9 protein-coding genes are annotated in these 15,671 nt (G+C 64.0%); 1 reads left to right on the top strand and 8 read right to left on the bottom strand.

The window, feature by feature from the left end:
• Nucleotides 1-141: 141 nt before the first annotated feature.
• The 5 genes from fusA to IE266_RS23435 all read right to left on the bottom strand — a co-directional run bounded on the left by fusA (nucleotide 142) and on the right by IE266_RS23435 (nucleotide 5,211).
• The gene (gene fusA / locus IE266_RS23455; RefSeq protein WP_189682569.1) at nucleotides 142-2,265 is read right to left on the bottom strand and encodes an elongation factor G; all 2,124 of its coding nucleotides are present in this window, start codon (nucleotides 2,263-2,265) and stop codon (nucleotides 142-144) included.
• Nucleotides 2,266-2,291: 26 nt separating this feature from the next.
• Nucleotides 2,292-2,762, bottom strand: a complete 471-nt coding sequence (gene rpsG / locus IE266_RS23450) for a 30S ribosomal protein S7 (protein ID WP_189682568.1) — start codon at nucleotides 2,760-2,762, stop codon at nucleotides 2,292-2,294.
• 96 nt (nucleotides 2,763-2,858) lie between these two features.
• Nucleotides 2,859-3,230 (bottom strand): 30S ribosomal protein S12, encoded by a 372-nt coding sequence (rpsL, locus tag IE266_RS23445; RefSeq protein WP_008883423.1) that lies wholly within the window; start codon nucleotides 3,228-3,230, stop codon nucleotides 2,859-2,861.
• Between the two features lie 301 nt (nucleotides 3,231-3,531).
• Complete coding sequence (locus IE266_RS23440) at nucleotides 3,532-4,401, bottom strand: DMT family transporter (RefSeq protein ID WP_189682567.1); 870 nt, start codon at nucleotides 4,399-4,401, stop codon at nucleotides 3,532-3,534.
• 3 nt (nucleotides 4,402-4,404) lie between these two features.
• Nucleotides 4,405-5,211, bottom strand: a complete 807-nt coding sequence (locus IE266_RS23435) for a glycosyltransferase (RefSeq protein WP_189682566.1) — start codon at nucleotides 5,209-5,211, stop codon at nucleotides 4,405-4,407.
• A 170-nt stretch (nucleotides 5,212-5,381) separates the two neighbouring features.
• Between IE266_RS23435 and IE266_RS23430 the strand changes: the two genes are divergently transcribed.
• The gene (locus tag IE266_RS23430; protein ID WP_189682565.1) at nucleotides 5,382-5,678 is read left to right on the top strand and encodes an NIPSNAP family protein; all 297 of its coding nucleotides are present in this window, start codon (nucleotides 5,382-5,384) and stop codon (nucleotides 5,676-5,678) included.
• Nucleotides 5,679-5,742: 64 nt separating this feature from the next.
• On the opposite strand, the gene rpoC is transcribed toward IE266_RS23430, so the two are convergent.
• The 3 genes from rpoC to IE266_RS23415 form a co-directional block, all read right to left on the bottom strand.
• Nucleotides 5,743-9,987, bottom strand: coding sequence for a DNA-directed RNA polymerase subunit beta' (rpoC, locus tag IE266_RS23425; protein WP_189682564.1), 4,245 nt, complete (start codon nucleotides 9,985-9,987; stop codon nucleotides 5,743-5,745).
• 48 nt (nucleotides 9,988-10,035) lie between these two features.
• On the bottom strand, nucleotides 10,036-14,172 hold the full coding sequence (rpoB, locus tag IE266_RS23420) for a DNA-directed RNA polymerase subunit beta (RefSeq protein ID WP_189682563.1): 4,137 nt from the start codon (nucleotides 14,170-14,172) through the stop codon (nucleotides 10,036-10,038).
• Nucleotides 14,173-14,447: 275 nt separating this feature from the next.
• Nucleotides 14,448-15,638, bottom strand: a complete 1,191-nt coding sequence (locus tag IE266_RS23415; RefSeq protein ID WP_189682562.1) for a PAS domain-containing protein — start codon at nucleotides 15,636-15,638, stop codon at nucleotides 14,448-14,450.
• Nucleotides 15,639-15,671 lie beyond the last annotated feature (33 nt).

Below are 15,671 nucleotides of genomic sequence, written 5' to 3'. Positions count from 1 at the left end.
ACCGATCGTTCCGATGTTCACGTGCGGCTTGTTGCGTTCAAACTTTGCCTTGCCCATTGGGGTCTCCTTTTCTGTGTCGGATGGTGGGTTGGCACCCACCCTACTGGATTGGGTAGGGCGGGGTTCACCCCGCCACCCGGCTTATGCGTATTTGGCCTGGATCTCGTCCGAGATGTTCTGCGGAACCGGATCGTAGTGGTCGAACTGCATGGTGAACTGGGCTCGGCCCGACGACATCGAACGCAGGGTGTTGATGTAGCCGAACATGTTGGCCAGCGGCACCATCGCGTTGATCGCCACCGCGTTGCCGCGGCTGTCCTGACCGGTCACCTGGCCCCGACGCGAGGTCAGGTCGCCGATCACACCACCGGTGTAGTCCTCGGGCGTCACCACCTCGACCTTCATGATCGGTTCGAGCAGCTTGGCGCCGGCCTTCTTCATGCCTTCGCGCATGCACATGCGGGCGGCGATTTCGAAGGCGAGGACCGAGGAGTCCACGTCGTGGAACTTGCCGTCGATCAGCGCGACCTTGAAGTCGATCACCGGGAAGCCTGCGAGCGGACCCGAGTCCATCACCGACTTGATGCCCTTCTCGACACCGGGGACGTATTCCTTCGGAACGGTACCGCCGACGATGCGGCTTTCGAAGGAGTAGCCCTCGCCCGGCTGGGTCGGGGAGATGATGAGCTTGACCTCTGCGAACTGACCCGAACCACCCGACTGCTTCTTGTGGGTGTAGGTGTGTTCGATCTCGCGGCTGACGGTCTCACGGTAGGCCACCTGCGGCGCACCGATGTTGGCCTCGACCTTGAACTCGCGCTTGAGGCGGTCGACGAGGATGTCGAGGTGAAGTTCGCCCATGCCCTTCATGATGGTCTGGCCCGACTCCTGGTCGGTCTCGACGCGGAAGGACGGGTCTTCGGCGGCAAGCCGCTGCAGACCGTGGCTCATCTTCTCCTGGTCGTTCTTCGTCTTCGGCTCGATGGCGATCTCGATCACCGGATCGGGGAAGGTCATGGTTTCGAGAACCACGGGATCCTTGTCCGAGCACAGCGTGTCACCGGTGGTGGTGTCCTTCAGACCCGCCAGCGCGATGATGTCGCCTGCGAAGGCCTCGGTGATCTCTTCCTGCTTGTTGGCGTGCATCATGACCATACGGCCGATGCGCTCCTTCTTGCCCTTGGTCGAGTTAAGCAGCTGGTCGCCCTTGGCCATCTTGCCCGAGTAGATCCGGGTGAAGGTCAGGGTGCCCATGAACGGGTCGTTCATGATCTTGAACGCCAGGCCAGAGAAGGGCTCGTCGTCCGAGGCGTGACGCTCGATGTTCCGGGTTTCGGTCTCGTCGCCGGGCTTGAAGCCGACGTAGGCCGGAACGTCCAGCGGGCTGGGCAGATAGTCGATCACGGCGTTCAGCAGCGGCTGGACACCCTTGTTCTTGAAGGCCGAGCCAGCGAGGACCGGAACGAAGGACAGCGACAGGCAGCCCTTGCGGATCAGCTTGCGCAGGGTCGCCTCGTCGGGCTCTTCACCTTCCAGGTAGGCTTCCATGGCGTCGTCGTCCATTTCGACGGCCACTTCGATCAGCTTCGCGCGCCACTCGTCGGCGAGATCCTTGAGCTCGTCACGGATCGGCTGACGGGTCCAGGAGGCACCGAGGTCCTCGCCTTTCCAGGTCCACTCTTCCATCTTGACGAGGTCGATGATGCCTTCGAGCTTGTCTTCCGCACCGATCGGCAGGGCCACGGGCGCGGGGGTCGCGCCGGTGCGGTCCTTGATCATCTTGATGCAGTTGAAGAAGTCGGCGCCGATCTTGTCCATCTTGTTGACGAAGACGATACGCGGAACCTTGTAGCGGTCAGCCTGACGCCACACGGTCTCGGTCTGCGGTTCCACACCGGCGTTGCCGTCGAGAAGGCAGACGGCGCCGTCGAGCACGGCCAGCGAGCGTTCGACTTCGATGGTGAAGTCGACGTGGCCGGGGGTGTCGATGATGTTGAAACGGATCTTCGTGTCCGAGGTGCCTTCGGCGGTCGGATCTTCCTGACGCTGCCAGAACGTGGTGGTGGCGGCGGAGGTGATGGTGATCCCGCGTTCCTGCTCCTGCTCCATCCAGTCCATCGTCGCGGCGCCGTCATGGACTTCGCCGATCTTGTGGGACTTGCCGGTGTAAAACAGGATACGTTCGGTCGTCGTGGTCTTGCCCGCGTCGATGTGGGCCATGATGCCGAAGTTGCGGTAGCGTTGGAGCGGATATTCGCGTGCCATGGGGGCAGTCCTCGAAACTGTAGGGGTTACCAGCGGTAGTGGCTGAATGCCTTGTTGGCATCGGCCATCTTGTGCGTGTCCTCACGCTTCTTCACCGCTGCGCCGCGCGACTGCACGGCATCCAGAAGCTCGCCGGCCAGGCGCTCTTCCATGGTGTTTTCGTTGCGGGCGCGGCTGGCGTTGATCAGCCAGCGGATGGCCAGGGCCTGACGGCGCTCGGGGCGCACTTCGACCGGAACCTGGTAGGTTGCACCACCAACCCGGCGCGAGCGAACCTCGATGCTGGGCTGGATGTTGTCGAGCGCTTCGTGGAACACTTCCAGCGGCGAGCGCTTGACCTTGCTCTCGACGCGGTCGAGGGCGCTGTAGACGATCTGTTCGGCGACCGACTTCTTGCCCTGTTTCATCAGGTTGTTCATGAACTTGGTCAGCACGATATCGCCAAACTTGGCGTCGGGCAGAACTTCGCGTTTCTCAGCGGCGTGACGACGGGACATCTGTCGATCCTTCGGTTTTGTCTCTCGAGCCCGGCACCGGGTGCAGGGCGAAACAGTGAGGAGGCGCCACGGACGATCCCATGGCGCCGGAAAATCTTACTTCGGACGCTTGGCGCCGTATTTCGAGCGGCGCTGCTTCCGATCCTTGACGCCCTGCGTATCGAGCACGCCGCGCAGGATGTGGTAACGGACGCCCGGAAGGTCCTTGACCCGGCCGCCGCGGATGAGCACGACCGAGTGCTCCTGCAGGTTGTGGCTCTCACCGGGGATGTACGAGATCACCTCGAAACCGTTGGTCAGGCGCACCTTGGCGACTTTCCGCATTGCCGAGTTCGGCTTCTTCGGCGTCGTGGTGTAGACGCGCGTGCAGACGCCCCGCTTCTGCGGGCACTGCTCGAGGTGCTGGGACTTCGAGCGTTTCACTTTCGGCTGCCGCGGCTTGCGGATCAGCTGTTGGATCGTTGGCATTCCGGTTCATTCCCCGTTTCGCAACACATGTGTCATGCACGCATGTGCGTGCGGCTTCGTCTTCGCGTGCCTTGCGCGTCCGCAAAACACAAAAACCGCCTTCGTCCCCGTTTCAGGAACGACGCGGTGGGTTTCCAGAGGATCGGGCCCCTTGCGGACCGGATCGTGACCACTACAGTTATGAAATCGGTGCGCGAGGACAGACCTCGAGCCCGAGATTGCGGGCCGTATAGGGGGAGTCGCGGCCAGTGTCAACAGGGGGCGCAGTGGCCCTGGCGTCAGATCGCCTCCCCTGCCCGGTTCAATCGGCCTCCTGCACCACCCTCTCGCGGTAGAAGGTGAACAGGCCCGAGGCGACAACCACCCCCGCGCCCAGCAGGGTCACCGCGTCCGGCCAGTGCCCGAAGACAAGCCAGCCCAGCAGAAGTGCCCAGAGCAGCCCCGTATAGCGGAAGGGCGCGCTGAACGAAACCTCGCCCGTGCGCATGACCAGAATGCTGAACAGGTAGCCGAAGAAGACGAAGACCGCGGCGTTGACCACCAACAACCCCAGCCGCAGGTCCAGCGGCACCCATTCCGTGGTGATCGAACCGACGAGGCCCAAACAGGCCACCGAGACCGCCGCGCTGAGCGCCACCGTCAGCGAAGGCACGTGGTCGGACAGCTTCCGCGTTGCCAGGTCACGCAGGGTGACACAGGCGACCGATATCAACCCGTAGACCGCATCCAGGCTGAACCCGTCCGGCCCAGGCCGCACGATCAGAAGCATCCCGCAAAAGCCGAGGCCGATGGCCGTGTAACGCCGCCAACCCACCTTCTCGCCGAAGAACAGCGCTGCCCCCAGCGTTACCGCAAGCGGCAGCGACTGCATCAGCGCGTTCAGATTGGCGATGGGCATGTTCATCAGCGCATTGAGAAAGAAGAAGGTCGCCGAGATCTCGCCCACCGTCCGCAGCCCGATGAAGGCCCAGTCCCGCCGCGAAAGGTCAAAGCGCAGTCCGCCGTAGAAGCGGGCCAGCCCGTAGATCAGCACGCTGGCGAGAAGCCCCCGCAGGGTCAGCAGCTGCGGCAGAGGCACATCCGCACCGGCCAGCTTGATCAAGGTGTCGTTGACGGTGAAGGCTGCCATGCTCACCATCATGAAAAGCGCGGCGCGGGTATTCGATGTCATGATTTAAATTGCTTTGAGATCTTCGAGGGTAAGGTGGAAATGGGTACGGATCGCCGTGGCGATATCCTTCGGCTTCATCTTGCGGGTCAGCCCCATCTGGGTCGGGTTCGACTTGTTGTCGCCATGAACCGAACGGATGAAGGCCGGGACCGAAATGTCCGAGTAGCAGTCGTAATGCTGCGGGAACTTGCGGTGCACATAACGGTAGGGGTTGTTCTTGTAATCGACCGGCGCGACGAGCGTGGTCCCGGTCGAGAGCGGGGCGCGCTCGCAGGCGTCGAAGACCTCGTTGCCCCCATCCGCCGTATCCACGTAGAACCCCCGGTTGTAGGCGATGATCACCGGCGCCTCGGGCGAGCGCAGGGCCACCAGCCCCTTGGCAAGCCGCTTGGTGCGGGCCACGAAATCCCGGTCGACCGCATCGTCGTCGTCGAGGCGAAACATGATGCGGTGGCTGGCCTTGCCGACATCGACCGATCCATAGGCCTCACGCAGCAGCGGATAGTGGTTGCCGGTCCCGGCCTTGCGCAGGTGGATATGCGGATAAGGCGCCACCAGCGCCTCGAGCCGCGACAGCCAGGGCTCGGGCATCGACTCGGCGGTCAGCACGATGGCGGTGAAGTCCGGGTCGCTCTGCCCCGCCAGCGAGGGCAGGCACAGGGTCTCGAACAGGCGAAACCGCAGCTCCATCCGCTCGGGCGAGAAGAGATGCGCGGCGGTCTCTTCGAGGGTCGGGAAACGCTCGGAATAATAGGTGGGCGTCAGCACCGAGAAGCGCAGCAGGCCGATGGTCTTGAATGTCGCCTGCACCGGGTCTCTCCGTCTGGCCGCCCCGAAAGATGTGACACGAATTGCAGGCGTCGTCACGGGGGCTTCACCCCATTGAAATGACAGGCTTCACGCCCCGTGATACCCTTGCCACGGGGCAGGCCACCGCGCGCGGGGGATGGGTGAGCGACCGCACTTTGGGAGGCTCGCCCATGATCATGCGCATTTTCCAGGTGGTGACACGGCCCGGCAAGGAGGCCGAGTTCGCCCGCTTCTTCCACGAAACCGCCATTCCGTTGATGCGCGGCACGCCCGGCATCGTGCACGTCCTGCCCGGCGCGCCCCGCCCCGACAGCCCGCGCGAATTCAGTTTCGTGATGGTCTGTAAGGATCTGGCGGCGCTGAAGGCCTTTGTCGGCGAGGACTACCAGAGCCCGAATATCGACCCGGCCGAGGCCGAGCTCGTCGAAAGCCGCGATATCCGCCACTACGACTACGTCGAGGGCTGACGCCCCAAAAGAAAAACCCCCGCACCTTTCGGCGCGGGGGCGAATGTTCAGGCCTGGGCCGGGATCAATCCCGGCTTTCCGGCGTATCCACCAGCGTGTCGTATTCGTCGCCGCCGATGATGTCGCCATCGAGGATCGGCGCAGCCAGTGCGGCGGCGGCCTCTGCCTCTTCGCGGCGCGCCTCGATCACGACGTTGTCGCGCTCGGTGGCGATCCGGCGCACCCGCTGGGTCGCCCCGCCGGTGCCGGCCGGGATCAGGCGGCCGACGATGACGTTCTCCTTGAGGCCGACCAGCTTGTCCACCTTGCCCTGCACCGATGCCTCGGTGAGCACGCGCGTGGTTTCCTGGAACGAGGCCGCCGAGATGAAGCTGCGGGTCTGCAGCGACGCCTTGGTGATCCCGAGCAGGATCGGCTCGCCCTGGGCCGGACGGCCGCCACGGGCGATCGCCTTTTCGTTGGCCTCGTCGAATTCCGCCTTGTCCACGGTCTCGCCCTTCAGCAGCACGGTGTCGCCACTGTCGGCGATCTCCCACTTCTGGAGCATCTGGCGCACGATGACTTCGATGTGCTTGTCGTTGATCTTCACGCCTTGCAGACGATAGACCTCCTGCACCTCGTTGATCATGTAGTTCGCCAGCGCCTCGACCCCCATGATGGCAAGGATGTCGTGCGGCGCCGGGTTGCCGTCCATGATGTAGTCGCCCTTCTGCACGAAGTCGCCTTCCTGCACCGGGATGTGCTTGCCCTTCGGCACCATGTATTCGATCGGCTCCATCGTCTCGTCTGCCGGCTCGATGGTGATGCGACGCTTGTTCTTGTAGTCGCGACCATAGCGGACATAGCCGTCGATCTCGGCGATGATGGCGTGATCCTTCGGACGGCGTGCCTCGAACAGTTCCGCCACGCGGGGCAGACCCCCGGTGATGTCCTTGGTCTTGGCGCCTTCGCGCGGGATACGCGCCACGACGTCGCCGGCCTTGATCTCCTGGCCATCCTCGATCGACAGAACCGCGTCCACCGACATCGGATAGGTCACCGGGTTGCCCGCATCGTTGCGGACCGGCTCGCCATCCTCGTTCACCAGGATGATCTCGGGCTTGAGCTCGTTACCCTTGGGGGCCGCGCGCCAGTCGATCACGATCTTCTGGGTCATGCCGGTGGCTTCGTCGGTCTCGTCCTTCACGGCGATGCCGCTGACGAGGTCGACGAACTTGGCCGTGCCCGACTTCTCGGCGATGATCGGCAGGGTATACGGGTCCCATTCGAACAGCTTGTCTCCGCGGGCAACCTTCGCGCCTTCCTTGACGAACAGCTTGGAACCGTAGCCGACCTTGTGGCTGGCACGCTCCTCGCCGTTGTCGTCCTGGATGACGAGCTTCATGTTCCGGCCCATCACCATCGTGTCGCCATTGGCGTTCTCGAGAAGCTGTGCGTTCTCGTAGACGATGGTACCGGGCTGGGTTGCCTCCAGGAAGGACTGCTGGCCACCCTGCGCCACGCCGCCGATGTGGAAGGTCCGCATCGTCAGCTGGGTGCCGGGTTCACCAATCGACTGCGCCGCGATGATACCGACGGCCTCGCCGGTGTTCACCATGGTGCCACGCGCCAGGTCGCGGCCATAGCACATGGCGCAGACGCCCTCTTCGGCCTCGCAGGTCAGCGCCGAGCGGATGCGTGCCGAAGCGACGCCGGCTTCCTCGATGGAATCCGCCATACGTTCGTCGATCAGCTCGCCGTACGAGACCAGGATCTCCTCGGTGCCCGGACGGACGATGTTCTCGGCCGCGACACGGCCCAGGATACGATCCGCCAGGGTCGCCACGACCTCGCCGTCGTTGACCGCCGCTTCCACGGTGATCGCACGATCGGTGCCGCAATCCTTCATGCGAACGATGCAGTCCTGCGCCACGTCCACCAGACGGCGGGTCAGGTACCCCGAGTTCGCCGTCTTCAGCGCGGTATCCGACAGACCCTTGCGGGCGCCGTGGGTCGAGTTGAAGTATTCAAGAACGGTCAGACCTTCCTTGAAGTTCGAGATGATCGGCGTCTCGATGATGTCGCCGTTCGGCTTGGCCATCAGGCCGCGCATCCCGCCGAGCTGCTTCATCTGGGTCACCGAGCCCCGCGCACCGGAGTGGGCCATCATGTAGACCGAGTTCGGCTCCAGCTCGGCGCCGTTGGCGTCGCGCTTCGGCGTCGAGATCGCGGTCATCATGGCCTCGGTCACGCGGTCGTTACACTTCGACCAGGCGTCCACCACCTTGTTGTACTTCTCGCCCTGGGTGATCAGGCCGTCCATGTACTGCTGCTCGAAGTCCTTCACCTGATCGCGGGTTTCCTCGACGATCGGCCATTTGGCTTCGGGGATCAGCATGTCGTCCTTGCCGAAGGAGATACCGGCGGCAAAGGCTTCCTTGAAGCCCATCGACATGATCTGGTCACAGAAGATCACCGACTCCTTCTGACCGCAGTAACGGTAGACGGTGTCGATGACCTGCTGCACTTCCTTCTTGCGCAGCAGGCGGTTGACCAGGTCGAAAGGCGCCTTGGCGTTCAGCGGCAGCAGCGCGCCGAGACGGACCCGGCCCGGCGTTGTTTCATACCGCTTGACGACCTCGTTGCCTTCGTCGTCGATCTGGGTCACGCGGGCGGTGATCTTCGAGTGCAGGTGAACGACACCGGCGTCGAGGGCGTGCTGCACCTCTTCCACCGAACCGAAGACCATGCCTTCGCCCGGCATCCCCTCACGCTCGAGCGTGACGTAGTAGAGGCCGAGGATCATGTCCTGCGACGGAACGATGATCGGCGCGCCGTTGGCGGGCGACAGAACGTTGTTCGTCGACATCATCAGGACGCGCGCTTCCAGCTGGGCCTCGAGGCTCAGCGGGACGTGAACGGCCATCTGGTCACCGTCGAAGTCGGCATTGAACGCCGAGCAGACCAGCGGGTGCAGCTGGATCGCCTTGCCCTCGATCAGGATCGGCTCGAAGGCCTGGATGCCCAGACGGTGCAGCGTCGGTGCACGGTTCAGCATCACCGGGTGCTCGCGGATCACCTCGTCGAGGATGTCCCAGACTTCCGGGCGCTCTTTCTCGACCAGCTTCTTCGCCTGCTTCACGGTCGACGACAGGCCCTTGGCCTCGAGCCGCGAGTAGATGAACGGCTTGAACAGTTCGAGCGCCATCTTCTTGGGCAGGCCACACTGATGCAGCTTGAGTTCCGGGCCGGTCACGATGACCGAACGGCCCGAGAAGTCGACCCGCTTGCCCAGAAGGTTCTGACGGAAGCGGCCCTGCTTGCCCTTCAGCATGTCCGACAGCGACTTCAGCGGGCGCTTGTTGGCGCCGGTGATGACGCGGCCGCGGCGGCCGTTGTCGAAGAGGGCGTCGACCGATTCCTGCAGCATCCGCTTTTCGTTGCGGACAATGATGTCGGGCGCGCGCAGTTCGATCAGGCGCTTCAGACGGTTGTTCCGGTTGATGACCCGGCGATAGAGGTCGTTGAGGTCCGACGTCGCGAACCGGCCGCCGTCCAGCGGGACCAGCGGACGCAGTTCCGGCGGGATGACCGGGATCACGGTCATCACCATCCACTCGGGACGGTTGCCCGACTCGAGGAAGCTCTCGACGACCTTCAGCCGCTTGATGATCTTCTTCGGCTTCAGTTCGCCGGTGGCTTCGGCCAGTTCCGCGCGCAGCTGCTCGGCCTCGGCCTCGAGGTCGATCTGGGCCAGCATCTCGCGGATGGCTTCGGCACCGATGTTCGCCGTGAACGCGTCCATGCCATAGGCATCCTGCGCGTCCATATACTCTTCCTCGGTCATCATCTGACCGTATTGCAGGTCGGTGAGGCCGGGTTCGATGACGACGTAGTTCTCGAAGTAGAGCACGCGCTCGAGGTCACGCAGGGTCATGTCCAGCATGAGGCCGATGCGCGAGGGCAGCGACTTCAGGAACCAGATATGCGCGACCGGCGAGGCCAGTTCGATGTGGCCCATGCGCTCGCGGCGGACCTTTTGCAGCGTGACTTCCACGCCGCATTTCTCGCAGACGACGCCGCGATACTTCATCCGCTTGTACTTGCCGCAGAGGCACTCATAGTCCTTGATCGGCCCGAAGATACGGGCGCAGAACAGGCCGTCGCGCTCGGGCTTGAAGGTCCGGTAGTTGATGGTTTCGGGCTTCTTGATCTCGCCGTAGGACCACGAGAGGATCCGCTCCGGCGAAGCCAGCGAAACCTTGATCTCGTCGAAAACCTTCGGCGGGGTCAGCGGGTTGAACGGGTTGTTGGTGAGTTCCTGGTTCATTTTGCGTCCTTACGAATTGGGATGGGATGAGCGGGGGCGCGGACGCCCCTACTCTTCCTCCGCATCCAGGAGTTCCATGTTCAGGCCGAGGCCGCGGACTTCCTTCACGAGCACGTTGAAGCTCTCCGGCACGCCGGCCTCGAAGTTGTCCTCGCCCTTGACGATGCTCTCGTAGACCTTGGTCCGGCCGGCCACGTCGTCCGACTTGACCGTCAGCATCTCCTGCAGGGTGTAGGCGGCGCCGTAAGCCTCGAGGGCCCAGACCTCCATCTCCCCGAAGCGCTGGCCACCGAACTGCGCCTTGCCGCCCAGCGGCTGCTGGGTAACGAGCGAGTACGGGCCGGTCGAACGCGCGTGGATCTTGTCGTCGACCAGGTGGTGCAGCTTGAGCAGGTATTTCACGCCGACCGTGACCGGACGGGCGAACTGCATCCCGGTGCGGCCGTCGAACAGGATCGACTGCCCCGAGGTGTCGAAGCCCGCGCGACGCAGCGAGTCGTTGACGTCGGCTTCCTTGGCGCCGTCGAAGACCGGGGTTGCGATCGGAACGCCACGGGTGACGTTCTGGGCCGCTTCCACAAGGCGGGTCTCGTTCAGGCCCTCGATGCCCTCGTCATAGACGTCATCGCCATAGGCGTGGCGCATGGCGTCGCGCACCGGGGTCAGGTCGCCCGACCGGCGGTATTCATCGAGCGCATCGTCGATCCGCAGGCCCAGACCGCGTGCGGCCCAGCCCATGTGCGTCTCGAGGATCTGACCGACGTTCATACGCGACGGCACACCCAGCGGGTTAAGGCAGAAGTCGACCGGGGTGCCATCCGCCAGGAACGGCATGTCCTCGATCGGAACCACCTTCGAGATGACGCCCTTGTTGCCGTGACGGCCGGCCATCTTGTCTCCCGGCTGCAGCTTGCGCTTCACGGCCACGAAGACCTTGACCATCTTCATCACGCCCGGAGGCAGATCGTCGCCGCGGCGCACCTTTTCGACCTTGTCCTCGAACCGGGCGTCGAGCGCGCGCTTCTGCGCCTCGTATTGCTGGTTCAGGGCCTCGACGATCTGGGCGTCCTGCTCTTCGCCAAGCGCCAGCTGCCACCACTGGCCGCGGCTCAGCGTGTCGAGCAGCTCCTCGGTGATTTCCGAACCCGGCTTGATGCCCTTCGGCCCCTTCACCGCGGACTTGCCGAGGATCAGGCCCTTGAGGCGGGCGTAGATGTTGCGGTCGAGGATCGCCAGCTCGTCGTCGCGGTCGCGCGCCAGGCGCTCGACTTCCTCGCGTTCGATCTGCAGGGCGCGCTCGTCCTTCTCGACCCCGTGACGGTTGAAGACACGCACTTCGACCACGGTGCCGAAGTCACCGGGCTTCACGCGCAGCGAGGTGTCGCGCACGTCGCTTGCCTTCTCGCCGAAGATGGCGCGGAGGAGCTTCTCTTCCGGCGTCATCGGGCTTTCGCCCTTCGGAGTGATCTTGCCGACCAGGATGTCGCCCGGTTCCACATCGGCACCGATGTAGACGATGCCGGCCTCATCGAGGTTGCGCAGGGCTTCCTCGCCGACGTTCGGGATATCGCGGGTGATTTCCTCGGGCCCGAGCTTGGTATCGCGGGCGGCGACTTCGAATTCCTCGATGTGAATCGAGGTGAAGACGTCATCCTGCGCGATGCGCTCGGAGATCAGGATCGAGTCCTCGTAGTTGTAGCCGTTCCAGGGCATGAACGCGACGATGACGTTCTTGCCGAGAGCCAGTTCGCCCATATCGGTCGACGGACCGTCGGCGATCACCTCGCCCTTCTCGACCGTCTGCCCCACCTTCACCAGCGGACGCTGGTTGATGCAGGTGTTCTGGTTCGAACGCTGGAACTTGCGCATCCGGTAGATGTCCACGCCGGCGTCGCCGAGTTCCAGGTCATGGGTGGCCCGGATCACGATACGCTGGGCGTCGACCTGGTCGATGATCCCTGCCCGGCGCGCCATGATGGCGGCACCCGAGTCACGGGCCACGACTTCCTCGATCCCGGTGCCGACCAGCGGCGCCTCGGCCCGCAGAAGCGGAACCGCCTGGCGTTGCATGTTCGAACCCATCAGCGCGCGGTTGGCGTCGTCGTTCTCGAGGAACGGGATCAGCGAGGCGGCGACCGAGACCAGCTGCTTGGGCGACACGTCGATCAGGTCGACGTTCTCGCGCGGGGCGAGGGTATAGTCGCCCGACTGACGGGTCGAGACCAGCTCGTTGAGGAAGTTGCCTTCGGCATCCAGCGTCGCGTTGGCCTGCGCCACGGTGTGACGCATTTCCTCGGTCGCGGACATGTAGTGCACTTCGTCGGTCACCTTTGCGTCCTTCACGACGCGGTAGGGGGTCTCGATGAAGCCATACTTGTTCACGCGGGCGAAGGTCGCGAGCGAGTTGATCAGACCGATGTTCGGGCCTTCCGGCGTTTCGATCGGGCACATCCGGCCGTAGTGGGTCGGGTGAACGTCGCGAACCTCGAAGCCCGCGCGCTCGCGGGTCAGACCGCCCGGCCCGAGGGCCGAGAGACGCCGCTTGTGCGTGACTTCCGACAGCGGGTTGGTCTGGTCCATGAACTGCGACAGCTGCGAGGAGCCGAAGAATTCGCGAACGGCAGCAGCCGCCGGCTTGGCGTTGATCAGGTCCTGCGGCATGACAGTGTCGATCTCGACCGACGACATCCGCTCCTTGATCGCGCGCTCCATGCGGAGCAGGCCGACACGGTACTGGTTCTCCATCAGCTCGCCGACCGAGCGCACCCGGCGGTTGCCGAGGTGGTCGATATCGTCGATCTCGCCCTTGCCGTCGCGCAGTTCCACCAGCGCCTTGATACAGGCGATGATGTCCTCGCGGCGCAGCGTGCGCTGGCTGTCCTCGGCGTCGAGGTTGAGGCGCATGTTCATCTTGACCCGGCCCACGGCCGAGAGGTCATAGCGCTCGCTGTCGAAGAACAGCGTGTCGAACAGCGACGAGGCGGCTTCGACGGTCGGCGGTTCACCCGGACGCATCACGCGATAGATATCCATGAGCGCGGTGTCGCGGTTCATGTTCTTGTCCATCGCCATGGTGTTGCGGATGTAGGCGCCGACGTTGATGTTGTCGATGTCCAGCACCGGGATGTCGGTGATACCCGCGTCGAGCAGCTCCTTCACGGTGCCGCCGACCAGGTCGCCATCGCGGTCGTATTCCAGCGTCAGCTCGTCACCGGCCTCGACATAGATCGCGCCGGTTTCCTCGTCGATGATGTCCTTGGCGACGAACTTGCCGTTGATGTGATCGAAGGGCACCAGCAGGTTCTTCACCTTGCCCTCGTCCATCAGCTTCTTGACGGCGCGCGGGGTGATCTTCTTGGTGGCCTCGGCGATGATCTCGCCGGTGTCCGCGTCGACCAGGTCGAACGGCGGACGGGTGCCGCGCACGCGCAGCGGGAAGAAGGGGGCAACCCAGCCCTGGCTCTTCTTCTGCAGCTTGTAGGTGATGGTGTCGTAGTAGGCATCCATGATGCCTTCCTGGTCGAGACCCAGCGCATAGAGCAGCGTCGTCACCGGCAGCTTGCGGCGGCGGTCGATGCGGGCAAAGACGATGTCCTTGGCGTCGAATTCGAAGTCGAGCCACGAGCCGCGGTAGGGGATGATGCGGCAGGCGAAGAGCAGTTTTCCGGAGGAATGGGTCTTGCCCTTGTCATGGTCGAAGAACACGCCCGGCGAGCGGTGCATCTGGGACACGATAACCCGTTCGGTCCCGTTGACGATGAACGTGCCGTTCGGCGTCATGAGCGGCATGTCGCCCATGAACACGTCCTGTTCCTTGATGTCCTTCACCGACTTGGCGCCGGTATCCTCGTCGACATCGAACACGATCAGGCGCAGCGTGACCTTCAGCGGCGCCGAGTAGGTCATGTCGCGCTGCTGGCACTCGTCGACGTCGTATTTCGGCTTTTCCAGCTCGTAACGCACGAACTCGAGCACCGAGGTCTCGTTGAAGTCCTTGATCGGGAAGACCGACTGGAAGACGCCCATGATGCCTTCACCGTCGGCCGGCTTGTCGCCGTCGCCGGAGTTCAGGAACAGGTCATAGGAAGATTTCTGAACCTCGATGAGGTTCGGCATTTCCAGCACTTCGCGGATTTTGCCGTAATATTTGCGGATACGCTTCTGGCCGAGGAAGGTCGTCGCCATGGATAAGGGATCTCCAAGTCATCTCAGGTAACAGCACGGTTGGGCGGCCGGCTGCACCAGATCCGGGTAGTCTCGCTTCCATACCAGGAGAGCTTCCCACAGCTCTCCGCCCGAAACGGAAGACAACCCCGTCAAAGCAGGACTCGTCCTGCTTTGAGAGGGTAGTCATTGACAGATTTGATTCTAGCAGCGCCCGTAGTTCGAATCACGACTCCGGCTATCTAACAAGCCGTGCGGCAGCTTTCAACCACCTGCCCGCGCATTCGGTCGCGACGTCAGGCGGCGCTGAGCCCCTCGACCCGGCCATTCAGGCCATGGCAGGCAAGGTATATCCTGTCGAGCGCGCGTTCAAGTTGCTGCTGGAAGATCGCCAACTGCACGGCCACCTCGTCGATGCCGCTGGTGTCCTCGCGGATCGCCGCCGCCTCGATCCGGCAGGTGACGCGGGTGACCGCCAGCCCCGAGACCTGGCGGCGCAGCTGGGTGGCGAGATGCACGAAGCGCCCCACCTCTGCCCCGATCCGCTGCACCCCGTCCACCGCGTTCCGCAGGAACCGGTCGAGCGCGCCGGTCAGGATCTCAACCTCGGCGTCGTGGCTGGCCGCGCCGTGGTCGGTCTCGCAGGCGCAATACTGCTGGATCGCCTCGCGGTAGAGAAAGCTCGCACAAAGTCCCATGCGCCCGTCATGGGCGGTGCGCAGCAGCACCTCCAGCCCCTCGGCCAGCTCGGTGATCGAACGCAGCAGCTCGTCGGCAAGCAGCCCGTAGTTCTGCGCCACCACCTTCATCGGCTCGCGGGCGGACTTGAGCCGCGCGCCGAGGATGATGAGGTTGGCCGGCGAATTCGCGATCAGCGCGAAGGAATCCTGCACCAGCGCTACCTCGCGCATCAGCTGCGAGAGCAGGCTGCCGATCTCGTCGAACCGGCTCACGCCGGCATTGCCCGGCCGCCCCATCGCCGCGTCCCGCGCCGCGAATTCGGCCCCCAGCGCGTGGCCCATGAAGGCGCGATAGTCCCAGTGCCCCAGCCCCTGCACCGCCGCAACTATGGCGGCGGCGCTTTCGGCAGGGGTCTGGCCCGCCGCCTCGGCCACCAGCTGCGCGCGGTAGAGATCGCTCACCTTGGCCAGCAACCCGGTCGACGGCTTCAGCCGGACCGAGAGATAGCCGCCCTGCACCGGCACGACCACCGCGAAGACCCAGTAGTAACGCCCGTCCGAGGCCCGGTTCTTGACGTAGCCGCCGAACGACCGCCCCTGCTTCAGCGTCTCCCACAGCAGGTGGAACACGCCACGCGGCATGTCGGGATGGCGGATCAGGCGATGCGGCGCGCCGATCAGTTCGGCCCAGCCGTAGCCCGCCAGCCGCGCGAAGACGCTATTGCCCGACAGGATCACCCCGCGCCCGTCGGTACGCGACAGGAAAAGTTCCTCGATGCCGAACCCTTCCACGGGTTCATCGATCACTGGCCGTTCGTCCCGACTCACCTTCTGACCCCG

This window comes from Seohaeicola zhoushanensis (assembly GCF_014656415.1).
Lineage (GTDB): Bacteria > Pseudomonadota > Alphaproteobacteria > Rhodobacterales > Rhodobacteraceae > Seohaeicola_A > Seohaeicola_A zhoushanensis.
This window is presented reverse-complemented; position numbering and strand designations above follow the sequence as displayed.

Excerpts from the sequence above, each read along its gene's own strand:
- fusA (WP_189682569.1), bottom strand. The coding sequence starts at position 2,265 with ATGGCACGCGAATATCCGCTCCAACGCTACCGCAACTTCGGCATCATG.
- rpsG (WP_189682568.1), bottom strand. The coding sequence starts at position 2,762 with ATGTCCCGTCGTCACGCCGCTGAGAAACGCGAAGTTCTGCCCGACGCC.
- rpsL (WP_008883423.1), bottom strand. The coding sequence starts at position 3,230 with ATGCCAACGATCCAACAGCTGATCCGCAAGCCGCGGCAGCCGAAAGTG.
- IE266_RS23440 (WP_189682567.1), bottom strand. The coding sequence starts at position 4,401 with ATGACATCGAATACCCGCGCCGCGCTTTTCATGATGGTGAGCATGGCA.
- IE266_RS23430 (WP_189682565.1), top strand. The coding sequence starts at position 5,382 with ATGATCATGCGCATTTTCCAGGTGGTGACACGGCCCGGCAAGGAGGCC.
- rpoC (WP_189682564.1), bottom strand. The coding sequence starts at position 9,987 with ATGAACCAGGAACTCACCAACAACCCGTTCAACCCGCTGACCCCGCCG.
- rpoB (WP_189682563.1), bottom strand. The coding sequence starts at position 14,172 with ATGGCGACGACCTTCCTCGGCCAGAAGCGTATCCGCAAATATTACGGC.